The sequence below is a fragment of the Desulfoconvexum algidum genome (assembly GCF_055382125.1).
In genome coordinates this window covers 1,700,450-1,717,170 of sequence record NZ_AP042394.1, presented here as the reverse complement: position 1 = coordinate 1,717,170, position 16,721 = coordinate 1,700,450, and the positions used below count along the sequence as shown (strand labels likewise).

11 protein-coding genes are annotated in these 16,721 nt (G+C 46.2%); 4 read left to right on the top strand and 7 right to left on the bottom strand.

Features of this window, described 5'->3' with window-relative positions; genetic code table 11:
- Nucleotides 1-114: 114 nt before the first annotated feature.
- From ACZ45G_RS07870 to ACZ45G_RS07845, 6 genes are read right to left on the bottom strand one after another with little or no spacing between them, the layout of a single operon-like run.
- Nucleotides 115-879, bottom strand: a complete 765-nt coding sequence (locus ACZ45G_RS07870) for an NADH-quinone oxidoreductase subunit B family protein (protein WP_464176734.1) — start codon at nucleotides 877-879, stop codon at nucleotides 115-117.
- A 15-nt stretch (nucleotides 880-894) separates the two neighbouring features.
- Nucleotides 895-2,373 (bottom strand): hydrogenase large subunit, encoded by a 1,479-nt coding sequence (locus ACZ45G_RS07865; RefSeq protein WP_464176732.1) that lies wholly within the window; start codon nucleotides 2,371-2,373, stop codon nucleotides 895-897.
- Nucleotides 2,373-3,884, bottom strand: a complete 1,512-nt coding sequence (locus ACZ45G_RS07860; protein ID WP_464176730.1) for a proton-conducting transporter transmembrane domain-containing protein — start codon at nucleotides 3,882-3,884, stop codon at nucleotides 2,373-2,375. The genes ACZ45G_RS07865 and ACZ45G_RS07860 overlap by 1 nt, the downstream gene beginning before the upstream one ends.
- A complete protein-coding gene (locus ACZ45G_RS07855; protein WP_464176728.1) occupies nucleotides 3,881-4,528 on the bottom strand; it encodes an NADH-quinone oxidoreductase subunit K in 648 nt (215 codons plus the stop codon). Before ACZ45G_RS07855 ends, ACZ45G_RS07860 begins: the two co-directional genes overlap by 4 nt.
- 4 nt (nucleotides 4,529-4,532) lie before the next feature.
- Nucleotides 4,533-5,423, bottom strand: coding sequence for a respiratory chain complex I subunit 1 family protein (locus ACZ45G_RS07850; RefSeq protein ID WP_464176726.1), 891 nt, complete (start codon nucleotides 5,421-5,423; stop codon nucleotides 4,533-4,535).
- A gap of 8 nt (nucleotides 5,424-5,431) precedes the next feature.
- The gene (locus ACZ45G_RS07845; RefSeq protein WP_464176724.1) at nucleotides 5,432-7,402 is read right to left on the bottom strand and encodes a proton-conducting transporter transmembrane domain-containing protein; all 1,971 of its coding nucleotides are present in this window, start codon (nucleotides 7,400-7,402) and stop codon (nucleotides 5,432-5,434) included.
- Nucleotides 7,403-7,764: 362 nt separating this feature from the next.
- On the opposite strand from ACZ45G_RS07845, the gene ACZ45G_RS07840 reads away from it, so the two are divergent.
- Complete coding sequence (locus ACZ45G_RS07840; RefSeq protein WP_464176722.1) at nucleotides 7,765-9,036, top strand: M48 family metallopeptidase; 1,272 nt, start codon at nucleotides 7,765-7,767, stop codon at nucleotides 9,034-9,036.
- Entirely contained in the window at nucleotides 9,033-9,542 is a 510-nt protein-coding gene (locus ACZ45G_RS07835) for a metallophosphoesterase family protein (protein ID WP_464176720.1), read from the top strand. The genes ACZ45G_RS07840 and ACZ45G_RS07835 overlap by 4 nt, the downstream gene beginning before the upstream one ends.
- Before the next feature lie 12 nt (nucleotides 9,543-9,554).
- On the opposite strand, the gene ACZ45G_RS07830 is transcribed toward ACZ45G_RS07835, so the two are convergent.
- Complete coding sequence (locus tag ACZ45G_RS07830) at nucleotides 9,555-10,280, bottom strand: J domain-containing protein (protein ID WP_464176718.1); 726 nt, start codon at nucleotides 10,278-10,280, stop codon at nucleotides 9,555-9,557.
- A 110-nt stretch (nucleotides 10,281-10,390) separates the two neighbouring features.
- Here ACZ45G_RS07830 and ACZ45G_RS07825 point away from each other — a divergent pair, with 110 nt between their 5' ends.
- Together ACZ45G_RS07825 and ACZ45G_RS07820 are read left to right on the top strand one after the other, a co-directional pair.
- A complete protein-coding gene (locus ACZ45G_RS07825; RefSeq protein WP_464176716.1) occupies nucleotides 10,391-12,136 on the top strand; it encodes an ARMT1-like domain-containing protein in 1,746 nt (581 codons plus the stop codon).
- A 229-nt stretch (nucleotides 12,137-12,365) separates the two neighbouring features.
- Entirely contained in the window at nucleotides 12,366-16,556 is a 4,191-nt protein-coding gene (locus ACZ45G_RS07820; protein WP_464176714.1) for a DEAD/DEAH box helicase, read from the top strand.
- Nucleotides 16,557-16,721 lie beyond the last annotated feature (165 nt).

Genomic DNA, 16,721 nt, shown 5'->3' with positions numbered 1-16,721 from the left:
CATCAAAATAATTAAATCTCCAGAAGAGACTCAACGCCACATACAAATAGCAAACTAAAAACAAATTAACAATCTAAATTGAGCCCTATGAATATCTGTTTAAAAAACGGAATATCAAATAAAAGAGAGAAGCGCGTCTAAAATAGCCAACGGATGAGGCGGGCATCCCGGAATATAAAGATCCACGGGTAAAATTGAATCCACCCCATTTTTCTGCAGACCGTGATCCCGGTATATTCCACCGGATATCGCACAGGCCCCGGTGGCAATAACTACTTTCGGGTGGGGGATGGCGGCATAGGCTTTTTTAAGTGCCCCCTCCATATTTTTTGTCACAGGCCCTGTGATAAGAAGGCCATCCGCATGCCGGGGCGATGCAACAAAGTCAATGCCAAACCGGGACAAATCCCAGCCAATCGTGGTCAGTACATTGGTATCGGCTTCACAGGCATTGCATCCGCCGGCACTGACCTGGCGCAGTTTAAAAGACTTTTTAAACAACCGGCCATTTTTTTTACCCCCAAAATCAGCAGGCTGCCAGCTGTTTTGGCTGATAATCAGCTGGGTTCTGTCCAGGACAGCCATCCGGTATTCTTTTGAAAAAGAGATAATCTTTTCGGGGCAAATATTTTCACACTTCCGGCAGAACAAACATTTGCCCAAATCAATAGACAATAATTTTTCAGACCCTTTTTCTTTTTCTGAAAAATGCATGGCCCCTGTGGGACAGATATCTTTGCAGGCACTACAGTCCTTGGGGCAGCTTTTTTTAATTTCAGGGCGGCCCGCATACCGATCCGGTAATTCCGGGGCCGGTCCATCCGGCCATGCAATGGTTCGGTATTTTTGTTGAAACCGACTTTTTAATATATCAAACATGATAAAAAATTTCCTTTACAAGTCATGACCACAATAGGAGAGATTAAAGCTCTTATTGCACAGCGGAAAATCACTGATCTGTTCGTTGCGCAGAGACAAAGACACCCCGAACCAATTATGGAATGACGGATCAACAATTTTGTAAAACAAAAACTTTCCATTGCTGTCCGTGGCGGCCGTATGGCAGATTTCACCCCGCCACCCTTCCGTCAAGGTGCAGGCCATCTGCCGTGAGCCCAGTGTTTTGTCCCATGGTACCGCAACGGGTCCTTTGGGAAGATTCTCAAGCCATTCACGGACCTGGCTGAAACTTTGCAGGGTTTCCTTCCACCGGACATGGGCTCTTGAAAAACAGTCCCCGAAGGTTTCCACACAGGTTGATATTGCACAGGCTTTATAAATACCGTAAGGATGAGTTGTCCGGATATCTAAATCCCTTCCCGAAGCCCGAGCACAAGGACCGACAAGCCCAATTTTCCGGGCTGTTTTTTCATCAATCCGGCCGGTGTTTTCAAGCCTTGCCAGAACGGACGGTGTGTCAAACATCAGGTCAATGGCGGTCTTGGTATCTGTCTCAATGCAGGTTAATCGATCCAGCATCTCGGATATCTGATCCGGGGTAATGTCCCAGAAAGTTCCGCCGGGAATAACCAATCCCCTTCCAAACCGGTTGCCGCAGATCATTGCCGTCAAATTGAGGACCTCCCCACGGATGCGGCCGCAATAGCTTGATGTGGGCAAAAAACCCACATCCCCTGCAATAGCACCGATATCGCCGATGTGGTTGGCGATCCGTTCCAATTCGGCTGCTATCCCCCGGATCATCTCTCCTCTTTCGGGCACCTGAATACGGGCCAGGGCTTCTATGGTTCGACACCCGGCTGTGGCATGGCCAATGGTGGAATCTCCGGACAGGGTCTCAAAATAATGGAGGATTCTGTTATCCGGGCCGCCCTTCAATGCCGATTCAACCCCCCTGTGCTGATACCCCAGACCGATCTCCAGATGGTATACGGTTTCACCATGGCATTGAAATCTGAAATGGCCGGGCTCAATAATCCCGGCATGAATCGGTCCCACTGCCACTTCATGGACTTCTTCACCCTGCATGCTAAAAAATTCCATTCCTGATTTATTTTTTTCTTTTCCTTTGCCGGGTTGAGCAAATTCGGTGAACCGAACCGGCTTGAGCCAGGGGTGGCCTTCGGGCAGGATACCGGATTGCTCATAGATTTCACGTTCAAACAAATGAACCTGGGGGCATTCATTGGTTACACTTTTAATCCGGTCTTTAACCCGGGTTGAGACCGTATCAAGGGTGCCCTTTTCGTCATCTGCCAGGACCGCTATCAGCGTTGTTGCCAAATTCTTTGAGGGGACAGCGAAATAAGAACTGATGCGACGACCGTTTTTCACCTGGGCTATGAGAGTCTTGCAAAATTCATCTGTTCCTATAATAGGGAGATCCTCTATATTTTTGGATACCTTTTCCACTATTGTCCTCCAAGAGATTGGGACACACGGTTTAACAGCTCAGAAAGCCAAGGGGGCATATAAAGGCCCAGCACAAGAGAGAAGGAACCGAAAACCGCAAGGGGTGCAATGGACCAGAACGGTTCAACCCGAACCGACTCACCACCGGATTTTTTTACACTCTGCAATAATTTTTCATCATTTTCATTGGAAGGCGAAAATACCATGGGCAGCACCTTGGCCATTAAAACTGCGAAAATAACCCCCAAAGCGAACAGATAAACAGCGGCAACAGCATATTGACCGGAATCGGTCATACCGCCTAAAATCGTTAATTCGCTTAAAAAAGTACCAAATGGGGGCAGTCCTGTTATGGCAATGCCACCTGCCAGCCACAACACGGCTGTCAGCGGACGTAGATAAATCAACCCTCTGACATCTGAAATAGTTTTTGTCTGATAAGCCGTCATAATATTGCCCGCTGTCATAAACAGCATGCCTTTGATCAAGGAATGATTGATTGCATGAAAAAGGCTACCGCCAATCCCAATACCGCCAATCCCGATCCCCAATGCAATAATCCCCATATGCTCCACACTCGAATAGGCCAGCATCCGCTTAAAATCTTTCTGACCAATGATAAACACGGCGGCAAACACAAGGGAAACAAGGCCCAGCAGGATAAAAAGGGTTCTGCTGGTCTGACCAAGGCCGGCCGCAATCATCACAGTATGAATTCTTAAAAGCGCTAAAAATGCACAATTTAAAAGTGCACCGGATAACAGGGCAGATACCGAGGACGGGGCTTCGCTGTGGGCGTCCGGCAGCCAATTGTGCATGGGGGCCAGCCCCATTTTAGTGCCGTATCCCACAAGGCATAGAACAAAAGCCGCCTTCATCCAGATTGGATTCAACTCCCGGGCATGGCTCAACAGATCATCCAGGCCCAGCAAATTACCGATACCCTCAATATGGGATCCGGCAACAACAATAAAAAAATTACCCAGCATGGCAAGTGCAATGCCCACCGAACAGATCAAAATATATTTCCAGACCGCCTCAAGGCTTCTGTGATGCCGGTGGTAATAAATCAGCGGGGCACTGGAAAGCGTCGTCGCCTCAATGGCGACCCACATGAGACCTAGGTGCCGGCTAACGGTCACAAGCGTCATGGTGGACAAAAAGAACAGCATGCAGCCGACAAAAACTGAATTGTGGCTGTTTTTGAAAAAAAAGTGTTCTTCAAGATCTTTTTTTTCATTTTTGGTTTCTGATTTGAGATATCCGAATGTATAAACAGATGACCCTAAAAAAAGCAGGCTGGTGATGCCCAAGAACAAAAGCCCGGTATCATCCAGACCGATCCAGCCGGAGGCGATGGTGCCGGTGTGATCCATCCCCAGCAAAATAACCAGAATGAAATGAAAAACGGCTGATGCGCATAAGATATACCGGCAAAGACTGCTGCTGCGGGAAATCAGACAAAAAAGGCCCAGCACAGCCGGAACAGCCAGCAAAAGGATGATCATCATATATCCCTCAAAACAGATAATTTGTCCGTATCAATATGGTGAAATTCCCGGCTGATATGAAAAATGGCAATCCCCATGATTAACACGGCGACAAAGATATCCAGCAATACACTGAGTTCAACGATAAACGGTTCATTGATGGCCATGGCCACGCCAAAGGTATAAATACCGTTTTCCATGACCATATATCCCAGCACCTGGGTGATGGCCTTTTTCCGAGCAATAATGAGAAACAACCCTGTAAAAAGCGTAAACAATGATACTGGGAGAAAAAAATCTTCGACCAGGGTATGGGATAGCGAAAGCGGCTGTGAAATCAATACGCTGATACCCAAAAGCATCGCACCGATAATCAAGGACGGCGTATATCCGACAAAGGGATCCAACTCCCTGGAAATCATGGCCTTTTGAACAACACGGGTCAGCATCCAGGGCAGGATGACCGCCTTTAAAACAATATTAACAGACAGCATGATATAAAGATGGAGCGCCATATGCCCATGGTGGGCAATAAAGGCCACACCGGGAAGAATCACAGCCTGGGCCACCAGGATACGGATACAGGGGATCAGGCGGCTTGAACTCAAGAGTCTGAAATTTAATAAAATTAAAACAATGACCAGAAAACTAAATAGGGTATTCATTTTATTACCTTATAATCAAGATCAGGCTGATAAGAGACAAGATGGTGGCCCCGACCAAAAGCTGGGGAACCCGGGTCAGCCGTAACCGGGCCATGATCGATTCAATGATCCCGACTGCCGCGGCCACGACCATTAAGGCCATCAGTCCTGCAACCAGGGATGTCCACTCACCCTCAATCCCCTGGGGGACGATAAGGCTTGCGGTTAAAGATGCATAGGCCCAAAATTTTAAAGCGGCCCCATATTCGATCAAGGCAAGGTCCGGGCCGCTGTGGTCCAGAATCATGACCTCATGGATCATGGTCAATTCCAGGTGAGTTGTGGGATCATCAAAGGGAATTCTTGAATTCTCCGCCAAAAGAACAATAAAAATAGCACCGGCCAGAACCGGCCGAGTACCGGCCTGAAGAGAGGTTACCATGGTATTCATAGACATCTCGCCACCCAGGGCGCTTAAGGCACAAAGGCCCAGCAGGAGAGCCGGTTCAGCCAGGAGGGAGAACTGAACCTCTCGGCTTGCGCCCATGCCTTCAAAGGGCGAGCCTGTATCCAGTGCTGCCAGAACGGTGATAAACCGTGACAGGCCAAACAGATACACCAGAAGGATCATATCTCCGGGAAAGGCCAAAAGCCCGGGGGTTTGTCCCAGGGGCACCACCATGACACCGATGATGCCGACCAGGACAATCACCAGGGGGGATGCCTTAAATATCCATGTGGTGGTGCTGCTGTAAACAGCGCCCTTTTGCAAAAGCTTTGCCAAATCATAATATACCTGCAAAAGAGGTTTGCCTTTTCTGCCGGCAAAAAAAGCCTTGACCCTGATAACCATTCCCAAAAGAAGGGGAGACAGTAAAAGCGCTGCGATCACATGAATAATGACGGTTATTTTCATATTTTCCTCTAAAACCAGAGTATCCAGAACAATAATACCAGCATCGTAATGACAATATAGAGGATATAAAGCTGGTTGTACCCCCGCTGCAGCCAGTGAAGTTTTAACGCACAATATTCAATCAGAGAAAATACCGGACGGTATACCCGGTGCATAAAGATATCTTTTGGGTGGGTCTCAAGCATAAAATTTGTTGGAAACAATCCCGCGTCTGCTATTATTTTTTTTTCAGGACAAAGAATACTGTCAAACATGGAGACAATAGGATCGGCAAAAGAAGATGCCGTATACTGTATCCTGGCAGTTGGACAGGAATACCCGCACCCCCAGGTGGAATCTTTCTCCACAATGCGGCTCTTTAACATCTTGTTCTTAACCAATGCCAGCAGGCATACTGCCAGAATCAAACCGGCCCCCACCCTGGAGATCATGACGAGGGGGAAAAAAGCCGGTTCCATCGATACAGCAACCAATGGACTCTCGACCATGATCGTCTTAAAAACCGGGTCCAGAAACAAGATCACCTGGGAAGAAAAAAGTCCGATAAAAAGACATAACCCCGACAAAATAACCATGGGCATTTTCATCATCCATCCTGCTTCTTTCGCATTCTGGATACCGGTTGTCCTTGGTTCTCCCAAAAACACAATTCCAATAGCCTTTGTAAAACAGGCCAACGCCAAAGCACCGATAAGGGCCAGGGCAACGATTACCGTCACACTAGCCAGTACGGAAAAGGTTCCTTTTGTGTTGTACAATGATGAAAAGGAGCCAAAATAAATTAAAAATTCGCTGATAAACCCATTAAACGGCGGCAGGGCACAGACTGCAGCAGAGGCAATGATAAAAGTTGTCCCGGTTACAGGCATCTGTTTCATCAATCCCCCCATCTTTTCCATATCCAGGGTGTGGGTGGCATGCCGAACAGCACCGGCTCCGAAAAACAAAAGGCTTTTAAATATGGCATGATTCATGACATGCAAAATCCCCCCGCTTATCCCCAACAGTCCGATAACGGGATGGCCGGTGGCAAGGCCTAAAAACCCCAGACCGATACCGATGGTGATAATCCCAATATTTTCTACACTACTGTAGGCTAAAAGCCGTTTCAGATCATGTTGGGATAAGGCGCAAAGCACACCGAAAAGACCGGTAAGCGCACCTGAAATAATCAATGTCCATCCCCAGGAGACCTGGACAGGTCCGACAAGGATACAGATTCGCAGGATACCGTAAATGCCGGTTTTTATCATGGCGGCACTCATCACGGCGGATACATGGGAGGGAGCAGCCGGATGGGCTTCGGGCAGCCAGACGTGGAAGGGTAAAAATCCCGCCTTGGTCCCAAAACCGATAAATGCCAGTATAAACACTGGGGTGGCCAGGGCACCGGACACATGAACAACATTAAAATCATAGGAATGAGAACTACCTAACAGCATGAACATCACCATTAAGCAGGCGGTTCCCAGATGGGTGGCAACCAGATATGTCCAGCCGGCCTTGAGCACACCGGGGCGTTCAGATTCAAAAATAACAAGGAAAAAAGAGGATACCGACATGATCTCCCAGGCGATCAGGAAAAGGACACCGTCCCATGCAGTGATCACCAGCATCATACCGAACATCAGCAGCAAAAAAAAAGACCAGCACCATCCCAGGTGTTTCTTATCGGTATAAACAGCAAGATAGGACTTGCCATACATGGCGGAGAGTCCGCATACAAGGGCAATCACCATGGCAAAAAAACCGGAGAGCGGGTCCATTTTCAGGTGAAGAGCGCCAAGCTTGAGCCCCCATGGCAAAATGAAATCGAAACCATCCCCTAAAACGGCATAGACACCGGATACAAAGGCTAAAACAGCCCCGACAACCGAAAACAGTGCCCCCATTGTATTTGCCAATACCCCACGACCGGTTAAAGGCAAAGACAATATGCCTGCCAATAATGTAATCATGGCCCATTCAAAAAGCGCCATTATTTTTATCCACCTTGAGTTAACATTCTTTGGGTCGTATACTGAAGGGGATGAAAAAATGTTTCAGTCGAATTCAGACGATCACGAGGGAGAAAAATATACCTGCTCTTTATCAATGTCAATACAAAATTAAACACTTTGTTGAGACAAATCTATTGTGAACCCGATCTTCCATGCCCTCTGCATTTGTGGATGCCACCAAATCAGTGGCAATGCCAGGGGGGGGGTTATCCCTTGACAACCCCCGAGGTTTTAACGTATTTTAACGATTATTTTTTAAAAGGCAAATGTCTTGCGGGAGTACTTTTTATGGCATTAACAAAAACCATCATTGCAGAAAAGATAAAGGATAGCTGACCTTCATGTTTTTTTCAGAGCACTTCATTACCACCCTTATCCTGGCAACTCTGATAATAGGATATTTGATTAACAGCCTGGCAGAATATCTCAACATTCGATACCTGAACCCAAACCTGCCCCATGAGTTTTCAGATGTTTATGACACAGACAAATATACCAGATCCCAAGAATACCTGAAGGTCAATACACGGTTTGGATTCATTACTGAAAGTTTTGACCTTGTCATTTTGCTGACCTTTTGGTTTGGGGGGGGATTTGGTGTCCTGGATACCTTTGTCAGAGGGCTTGGACAAAACTCAATTATCACAGGTCTCGTATTTATTGGGATCTTACTGCTTTTAAAGCTTGTGATATCCCTGCCTTTCAGTCTGTATTCCACCTTTGTCATCGAAGAAAAATTTGGGTTTAATAAAACAACCCCTGGATTATTTTTTAAAGATCTTATAAAATCTATTCTTTTGTCACTGATTATAGGCGGCTTTTTTCTATCCCTGATTCTCTGGTTCTTTGAATCCTTCGGCCCCCTGGCCTGGCTCCTGTGCTGGATGGCAAGCATCCTGTTCATCATGGCGATACAATATATAGTTCCCACCTGGATCATGCCGCTTTTCAACAAATTCACCCCCCTGGAACAGGGTCCTTTAAAAGAGGCCATTCTCCGCTATGCCAGGTCCATTGATTTTTCACTCACCCATATTTTTGTCATGGACGGTTCCAAGAGAAGCGGCAAATCAAATGCCTTTTTTACGGGTTTTGGGCGAAACAAACGAATCGTCCTTTTTGACACCTTGATCAAGCAGCAGAGTGTTGAAGAACTGGTGTGTGTTATTGCCCATGAAATGGGGCATTTCAAAAAAAAACATATTATCAAACGCCTTGTGGTCAGCATCCTTCAAATGGGGATTATTTTTTTTCTCATTTCCCTGTTCATATCCCAAGAAGGGCTGTTCCATGCCTTTTTTGTGGACAACCTTTCCATCTATGCCGGTTTAATATTTTTTGGTATGCTCTTTTCTCCCATTGATCTGTTTCTTTCACTGATCCTGCAGATTTCCTCCCGAAAAGATGAATATGAAGCAGATAGATTTGCTGCAATTACCACCGGGTCCCCCCATCACCTTGTCACGGCATTGAAGCAATTGAGTGCCCACAATCTGGCAAACCTTACCCCCCATCCCTTTTATGTCTTTTTAAACTATTCCCACCCACCGATTCTGGAGCGGATTGGGGCCTTGAAAAAAATGGGGAACACCTTAAAAGGTCTGACACCATGACCCGGCTGTTTGTCACGGCAGACATACATGGCAGCCTGAATACCTGGATGACCATCGAGGCATTGATGAAACCCTCTGACTGCCTGGTCATTGCAGGGGACCTTTTTGATACCCGTTACGGAAACTATTCCCACACCGACTTTCAACCTGAATTTATCCGAGAAGCGATACAAAAACGCTCCCCAATTTATTATGTATACGGCAATTGTGATGTCCCTTCTTTTTTTCCCGGATACGGGTTAACACTCGAATTCACCAGATTTGAAAAAAATATTTTTTTACACCACGGCCATGGCACCCTCCCCATTCCAGAGAAGACCGATATCATCATTTCCGGCCACACCCATTGCTGTTTTCTAGAAAAAAAAGGGTCCCGGATTTTCATGAACCCGGGGAGCCTCACAAACCCACGAAATAAGGTCTACACCTATGGTATCATTGATCGCTTCAAAGCTGAGATTTGGGATTTAAAAACAGGCCACTCCCTTGGTGCCATTACCATTTAGCAAAAAAGAGCCTCAAGGTTTATGTTTATTCCCAATGGGATTTACCCGGGTGACAGGCCCTATTTTTTCAATTCTACTATAATTTTGTTCTCCACTAGGCCGTCTCCTGGCATCGATTTGTTTTTTTAGGGCCATATACTTTAAAAAACGATTGTAGGGGTGAGCATCTGCAACCCGGGAAAGGTCCCTGGAATCCCGTGACCGAGTCCTGAAATACCGGCCGCGGTCCATTGTTTTATCCACAGTTCCATCAGGGTGAAGGGTATTCAAAATCGCAGCAAACCGGGCTTTTTTTATGGGGTTTTTTTTCTGTCGTTCCCTTGGTTTTATCGGCGGTTGAACAAAACGATTTGGCTGATTGCCGGGTTTCCTGTACAATGCGAATCTCTTTTTGAGCCTTTCTAGCATATCCAAAAACCAGATGTCTTTGTCGTTTGAGTCCTTGTCGCTTGAGGCCCTGGCCTTCTTTGCCTTAAAAGATGGCGGTATATCGGTTGATGCTTTGTCCGTCAATGCATCGGGTCGGGTCAACAAGGGCGCCAGCAAATGAAATGCCTGGTTAATCTCTTTCATACGATTCAATCTGGCCTCTGCCGGAGCCGGCAAAGTTTCATCAGTGGGAGAACGGTCCGGGTGGAATTGTTTTGCCAAATCCCGGAAGGCTTTTTTTACCTGGGGAAGGGATGCCCCTGGCCCGAGCCCGAGTATTTTAAATGCAGTTTTCTGATTCATCTCCATAAAAATACCCCCTGATACCCGGCAAAGTCAAGGCAATTGAAAAGAGATTATTTGAAAAATCGGTACTGAGGTGATACATTCTTTGCCTGAACCTATATTAAGGAGATCCCATGACCCATAACGGCTTTACCCCCATACAGATCGGAAAAGACCCCGACGTTGATGCCTGGTTCACCGCATTTTTTCTTGAAAATCATATTGACCCCTTTGCCTACCCCACAAAAGTCAGCACCCTGGAACAAATTGAGTTTATGGTCTATCCGGAAAATAATGAACGATTTTATCCTTGCTCTGATAAAATGTTTGACGCCATCATGTCCCGCAATTACCCTGACTTTCTTAAAGAAAAGTACCAGCGTGTCTATGATAAGGTCATTCAACTGGTGGATGACCTCATTGATTCGGACTATGACCGGCAATTTCTAAAATCCCTGATAAAAATAAAATATGACCATGAGATAGAAACAGGTCTTCTCGTCCCTTCACGCCTTGAAAAAAGGCTGTGTAAAATCTTTTTAAGCCGGACCCATATTGAAAATCCCTGTTTTGATGAAAAGAAAAAGGAGAATAGCCGGGTAAAAAAACTCTTAACCTCTGAAACCTTTAAAAAAGCCTTGAATCAGATAAACGGTTCCATAGAAAATATCAACAATCTGTCCTTGTATGAGCTGAGGGAAAAAATAAAGGAGATCGAATTTCACCGGCTTTTAAGTCTCCTGTCAGCCCCCCATTTATGGACCGGGGAAAATTTTGAGATTCCCACCCTGTCCCAGATCAAAACCATTTTCAACACCCAAATCTCAGGGAATGGAATGGCCTGTCTGACAGAACTGATCCATACCCCGAAAAGTAAAATTCTCTGGCTCTTGGATGAATCAGGTGCTGCACTGGTGGACATTTTCATTGCCAATTTTTTAGCAAATCTGGGCCACACCGTTATTCTTGCCGTTAAAGAGACGCCTTTTTTCAAGAAAATATCCCTCACCGATACCCGAACAGACCCGATATTGGCAAAAGCCCTTGAAACCGCCCAGTTTATCCATGAAAAAACCATCGGAAAAAACAAACTGGTCCAACTTCTCAAGCAGGATGAAAATATCTATGTGATCTCCGACGGCACCCAGGAGACATTGAATCTTCTCCTGACATCCATCACCTTTTCCCGGATTTTCAAAGAAGCAGACTGTGTGATCTCAAGGGGAAGGGAACAAAAAACCCGGCTGATCGACACCCATTTTCAATTCACCCGGGACATCATCAATATCAGTCCAGACGACAAAGGACTGTCCATCACCTTTAAACCCCGACACCCTGATTTTATAAATTTTTCCCATACAGATTTAGAAGAAAAAGCAAACAGAATCATAGACCAGATGAAATCAGCCAAGGCCCGGAACATGACCGTAATGTTTTACAGCGGTATCATCGGTTCCATACCCGGCAAGATCGATGTGGCCAAGGAAATCATGGGGCTCTTTATCCAGGATTTAAACCAATTGTCTGCCGATCTTTTTATCATCAATCCTTCCAAATATTATGAACCCGGCATGGATGCAGATGATCTCATGTATATGTGGGAAATTGTCCAGAGAAGCGGCTATATCGATATCTGGCGGTTCCAGACAGCAGACGATATCACCGACAGTTTTGCCCTGATGAACAAAAAAGTTCCCCCGGAATGGATTGGAAAGGACTCAACCTACAGCACCGGCTGCACAAAAGAGATGAGAATTGCCCAGGATGTCCAGAAAAAAAACACCGAAATGCAGCTCATTGGCCCCTCACTGGATAAATTCATGCGGCGCAATGAGTATGGCGTGGGCTCCATGTATGATCAGCGCCTGGCCGATATATAACCTATAATATAAACCAGGCTACCCGGAAATACTATCCAGGGAATGATCATTCTAAAAATCAAATATATTTTCTGTCATTGTCATTTTCACACATATTTTATTGATAATTGATTCATGAAGAAGCCTGATCTGTGATAATTACGCTTATGCCTGAACTCTCTTTGTCAAACCCATCTATTCCTGATGGTATACAGCTTTTAAAAATAAGACTCAAAGGATCAAAAAAACAATGGAAGCAGGTAATTCTAAAGATATAATAGAAAACCAAACGCCCAAAAAAGAAATAGAGGTCATCATTGAGATCCTTGCGGTACAAGTTTCTGAACTCAGACAAACAGACCTGATTGACTGCATGAATCGTCTGGGATACAAGGATAAAAAAAATAAGCTGCTTTCATACAAAACCATCCGTCCGTTTTTAACCGATCTTGCTCAAAACGGTTCTATTATCCACGATGAAAACGGTATCACCTGCCAGGACGGTTTATGGTTAGAAACCATTGAGCACCTGGTGACCGAAGACAGGTTCAAGGTAATTGCACCAGCGGTTTTAGCCACTGTCCCCCTGTTTAAACCTGCCCAAGAAAAACGTTATACCTTTAATACCATAAAAGAATTTCACAGGGCCGTCCTGATTGCTGTATTCACCGACGAACAATTTGCCGATCTGGACCTTGTCTACCGTTCCGGGAAAAAAATCAAAAAATTTTGGAGGGAAAATCCCCCCCCCTTTCTATCGCTTTTCAACCACCCTTTCCTTCCCAAACTGATGGAGAGGGTAAACTTGTCCATCAGGTGGAAGGTGTTGGGATATATGTTAGATGACGCACAACATAAAATGATCCCTGCTCCGGAAATCATGGTTCTAGGAGAATCTCTTTTATCCCAATTCCCCGGATCAGACAAAGAATACCGGGTACTGGATCATTATTTTATGATAGGCCAGCTGAACCTGCACAAAAAATTGTTATCCGAATTTAAGGATACAGACTCGCACCACCTTTTCCAGCAGGGGAAATCAGCATTGATTTGTGGAAACAACGGGGCCGCATTGATTCTTTTCAAACAAGCCCTGGCAATCATGGCGGAACAAAAATATTCTCCAAAGGGAGATAATTTCTTTTTTTTACTGCTTGCCCTGCTGGGAAGTGAAGAAGCAGAAGATCTTCAGTGGGGAATCCGCTGTATTCTTGATTTAGACGACCGTGAGTCTAATAATTTGTCCATGGAGATACTCTCAAAGGCCATGTTGCCTTTGTTTTATGCACAAGTTGGGAAAGATTTCGAACCCTTTATTTTTCCGGAAACTCTCATCTCCATGAGAAACCCAAGGATTGCTTTTTTTGCAATTTTAATTTTGAGCTGGCTCCAGGAAACCAGAGCAAAACCGTATGTCTACCTGCTGGAAAAAATTCGGGAAATGACAATGGATTGCCGTTACGACTGGCTGACGGCTGAAATCTGTGCATTGCTTGCCCGGTTGGGAAGAGAGACGAGTGTCAACATAGCCAAAGCACAAACCCTCCATGAAGCAATGGGAACAAAAACCATTGTCAACCTGTTCAGCCCTGTTTCCGGTTGGGAAAAGGCTCTCATATCAATGATTCGCATGGGAGAACATGGGGAAAATGATGCCTATGGGCTTGACGACAGGGCCAAGCAACGACTGATCTGGCAACTGAGATATAATAAAAACGACCGAAGTTGCCAACTTACCCCCCGTATCCAGAAAATAAACAAAACCGGCAGATGGACAAAGGGAAAACCCATCCCCTTGTCAACCCTCGGGGACACTTACCTCAGGCTGGATTGGCTCACCCCTCAAGATCATAGTGTTTGCACCGCCATTGTGAAAGAGATCCGCCATGACTCATTTGGATATTATAAGGATACAGGGTTTTGTTTAGATCTGGAAAAAGCATTGCCTGCCCTTGTGAACCACCCATTGATTTTTCTTGAAAACGAGTTGAATACCCCCATTGAATTTGTCAGCGGGGCCCCGGAAGTCCGGTTGCGAGACGTTGACGAAAAGCTTTATATCAGCATGGAACCCAGGCCGGTTGACCAGAGGACCTTTGTCACACTTTTAAGGGAAACCGCCACCCGGTTTAAGGTAGTGTGTTTTTCCACAGAGCATATCAACATTTCCCGCCTTGTCGGGGAAGGGGGCTTGATCATACCCAAAAAAGAGAAAAAGCGGGTCGGCCAGGCAATTGCGGCTGTTTCAGCATTTCTCACCGTTAATTCAGACATAGAAGCGGAAGGGATGCAACTCCTTGTGCCAATGGCGGCTGATCCAACCCCCCATGTACACCTGATCCCCTGGCATGAAGGGATTAAAATGGAAATACGGGTCAGGCCCTTTGGGCGGGCTGGATCATATTTCAGGCCGGGAGAGGGAGGATGCCATGTTCTGTCAGATCTTGAAGGTAAAAAAGCCAGGGTTATTCGTGATCTTGCCCTGGAAAAAAAGAATGAGCGAATCATCCTTGATGCCTGTCCAACCCTGGAGCAGATGGAAGCTGTGGGCGGAGAATGGGTGGTGGAAGAACCGGAACAAGCCCTTGAGCTGCTCCTGGAATTAAAAACCTGTGAGGCAAAACCAATATTAAAGTGGCCCCGGGGGCAAAAAATTCAACTGAGATCCAGCGCCTCTTTTTCCGATTTTTCCCTGACCCTGAAAAAAGAAAGAAACTGGTTCAAGGCCACGGGGAAACTTTTGCTGGAGGATGATACCACGGTTGATCTGCACCGGCTGATGGATCTTCTGGAATCCTCAACCGGCCGTTTTGTCACCCTGGATGACGGTACGTTTTTAGCCATTACCAGGGGATTAAAATCCCGGCTGGAGGAATTAAACGCCTATTCAACCCCCCATGAAGACGGATTGCTGTTTTCGCCCCTGGCGGCAACGGCCATGGAAGAACTCACGGATCAGGCGGGAGCACTGGAAACCGACCTTGCCTGGAAATCCCATTGCAAAAGCCTAAAGGAAACCATTGAGCCCAAAATTCCCGACACGCTCCAGGCCAGACTCAGAGATTACCAGATCACAGGTTTTAACTGGCTGTGCAAGCTTGCCCACTGGAATGTCGGGGGATGCCTGGCAGATGATATGGGCCTTGGGAAAACAGTGCAATCCCTGGCGTCCATTCTTGTCAATGGGTCCAAAGGCCCGACACTTGTGGTGGCACCGTTGTCGGTCATGAACAATTGGAAGGAAGAATGCCAAAATTTTACCCCAACCCTCAATCCCCTTCTCTTTGGCGGCAAAAACCGACAGCAAATGCTGGACGAGCTGGCCCCCTATGATCTTGTTATCTGCAGTTACGGTCTTCTCACGATCGATGCAAAAAAACTTTCAACGATTGATTGGCAGATCGTTGTTTTGGATGAAGCCCAGGCCATTAAAAACAGGAAAACCAAGCGGTCAAAAGCCGCCATGGCATTAAAGGCAAAATTTCGTTTAATCACCACGGGAACCCCTGTGGAAAACCGATTGGACGAGTTGTGGACACTTTTCAATTTTTTGAATCCAGGGCTTTTGGGAAGCTATTACCGGTTCAAACAGATGTTTGTTATTCCCATTGAAGGGAATCAGGACAAGGAGGCATCCCACCGCCTCAGAAAACTGATTCGCCCCTTTATCCTCCGCCGCCGTAAAACAGAAGTTCTCAAAGAGCTGCCGGAAAAAACCGAAATTACCCTCCAGGTGGAAATGAGCCGTGACGAAGCCATCCTCTATGAAGCCCAACGCCTTAAATCCATTGAAAAAATTCATCAAACAGATGAGAATGCCCCGGCACAAAAACATTTCCAGATACTGGCGGAATTAACCAGATTGCGCCAGCTGTGCTGCAACCCTTCCCTGGTATTGCCCGATGCCAATATTGAAAGCTCAAAATTAAAAGTATTCATGGATACCATAAAAGGATTGCGGGATAGCCGGCACAAGGCGCTGGTATTCAGCCAGTTTGTGGGTCATCTGTCCATTTTACGCAGGGCCTTGGACGAAGAAAACATCAGCTACCAATATCTGGACGGTTCCACTTCGGCAAAAAAACGCATACAGAGGATCGATGCGTTTCAAAATGGGGAGGGGGACTTTTTCCTCATCAGCCTCAAGGCCGGCGGAACCGGGCTGAATCTCACGGCTGCAAATTATGTGATCCACATGGATCCCTGGTGGAACCCGGCAGTGGAAGACCAGGCTTCGGATCGGGCCCATCGCATCGGCCAAACCCGTCCGGTAACGGTTTACCGCCTGGTGGTTAAAGATTCCATAGAAGAGCGGATCGTCGATCTTCACAAGGAAAAAAGGGATCTTGCTGAAAGCCTTCTGGCCGGTAGCGAGACTGCGGGCAAATTATCTGTATCGGAGCTGCTCGAATTGATGCAGGGAAAAAAGACAGAACATTAAAAAAACCGACAGGGTTATCCCAGGCAAATTTTGATTTGAATAAACAACACTGCTATTTATCAAAATAAGACCGAGGCAGACGAGAGAAGACTCCGATGCCGAGGAATAACTATTCTTGTTGACATCGCTGAATCTTAAATATAATGTTCCAGACTGACCGGTCAG

What these genes read in the sequence shown, in the direction of transcription:
- ACZ45G_RS07870 (WP_464176734.1), bottom strand. Translation starts at nt 879, where the DNA reads ATGTTTGATATATTAAAAAGTCGGTTTCAACAAAAATACCGAACCATT.
- ACZ45G_RS07860 (WP_464176730.1), bottom strand. Translation starts at nt 3,884, where the DNA reads ATGATGATCATCCTTTTGCTGGCTGTTCCGGCTGTGCTGGGCCTTTTT.
- ACZ45G_RS07855 (WP_464176728.1), bottom strand. Translation starts at nt 4,528, where the DNA reads ATGAATACCCTATTTAGTTTTCTGGTCATTGTTTTAATTTTATTAAAT.
- ACZ45G_RS07850 (WP_464176726.1), bottom strand. Translation starts at nt 5,423, where the DNA reads ATGAAAATAACCGTCATTATTCATGTGATCGCAGCGCTTTTACTGTCT.
- ACZ45G_RS07845 (WP_464176724.1), bottom strand. Translation starts at nt 7,402, where the DNA reads ATGGCGCTTTTTGAATGGGCCATGATTACATTATTGGCAGGCATATTG.
- ACZ45G_RS07840 (WP_464176722.1), top strand. Translation starts at nt 7,765, where the DNA reads ATGTTTTTTTCAGAGCACTTCATTACCACCCTTATCCTGGCAACTCTG.
- ACZ45G_RS07835 (WP_464176720.1), top strand. Translation starts at nt 9,033, where the DNA reads ATGACCCGGCTGTTTGTCACGGCAGACATACATGGCAGCCTGAATACC.
- ACZ45G_RS07830 (WP_464176718.1), bottom strand. Translation starts at nt 10,280, where the DNA reads ATGGAGATGAATCAGAAAACTGCATTTAAAATACTCGGGCTCGGGCCA.
- ACZ45G_RS07825 (WP_464176716.1), top strand. Translation starts at nt 10,391, where the DNA reads ATGACCCATAACGGCTTTACCCCCATACAGATCGGAAAAGACCCCGAC.
- ACZ45G_RS07820 (WP_464176714.1), top strand. Translation starts at nt 12,366, where the DNA reads ATGGAAGCAGGTAATTCTAAAGATATAATAGAAAACCAAACGCCCAAA.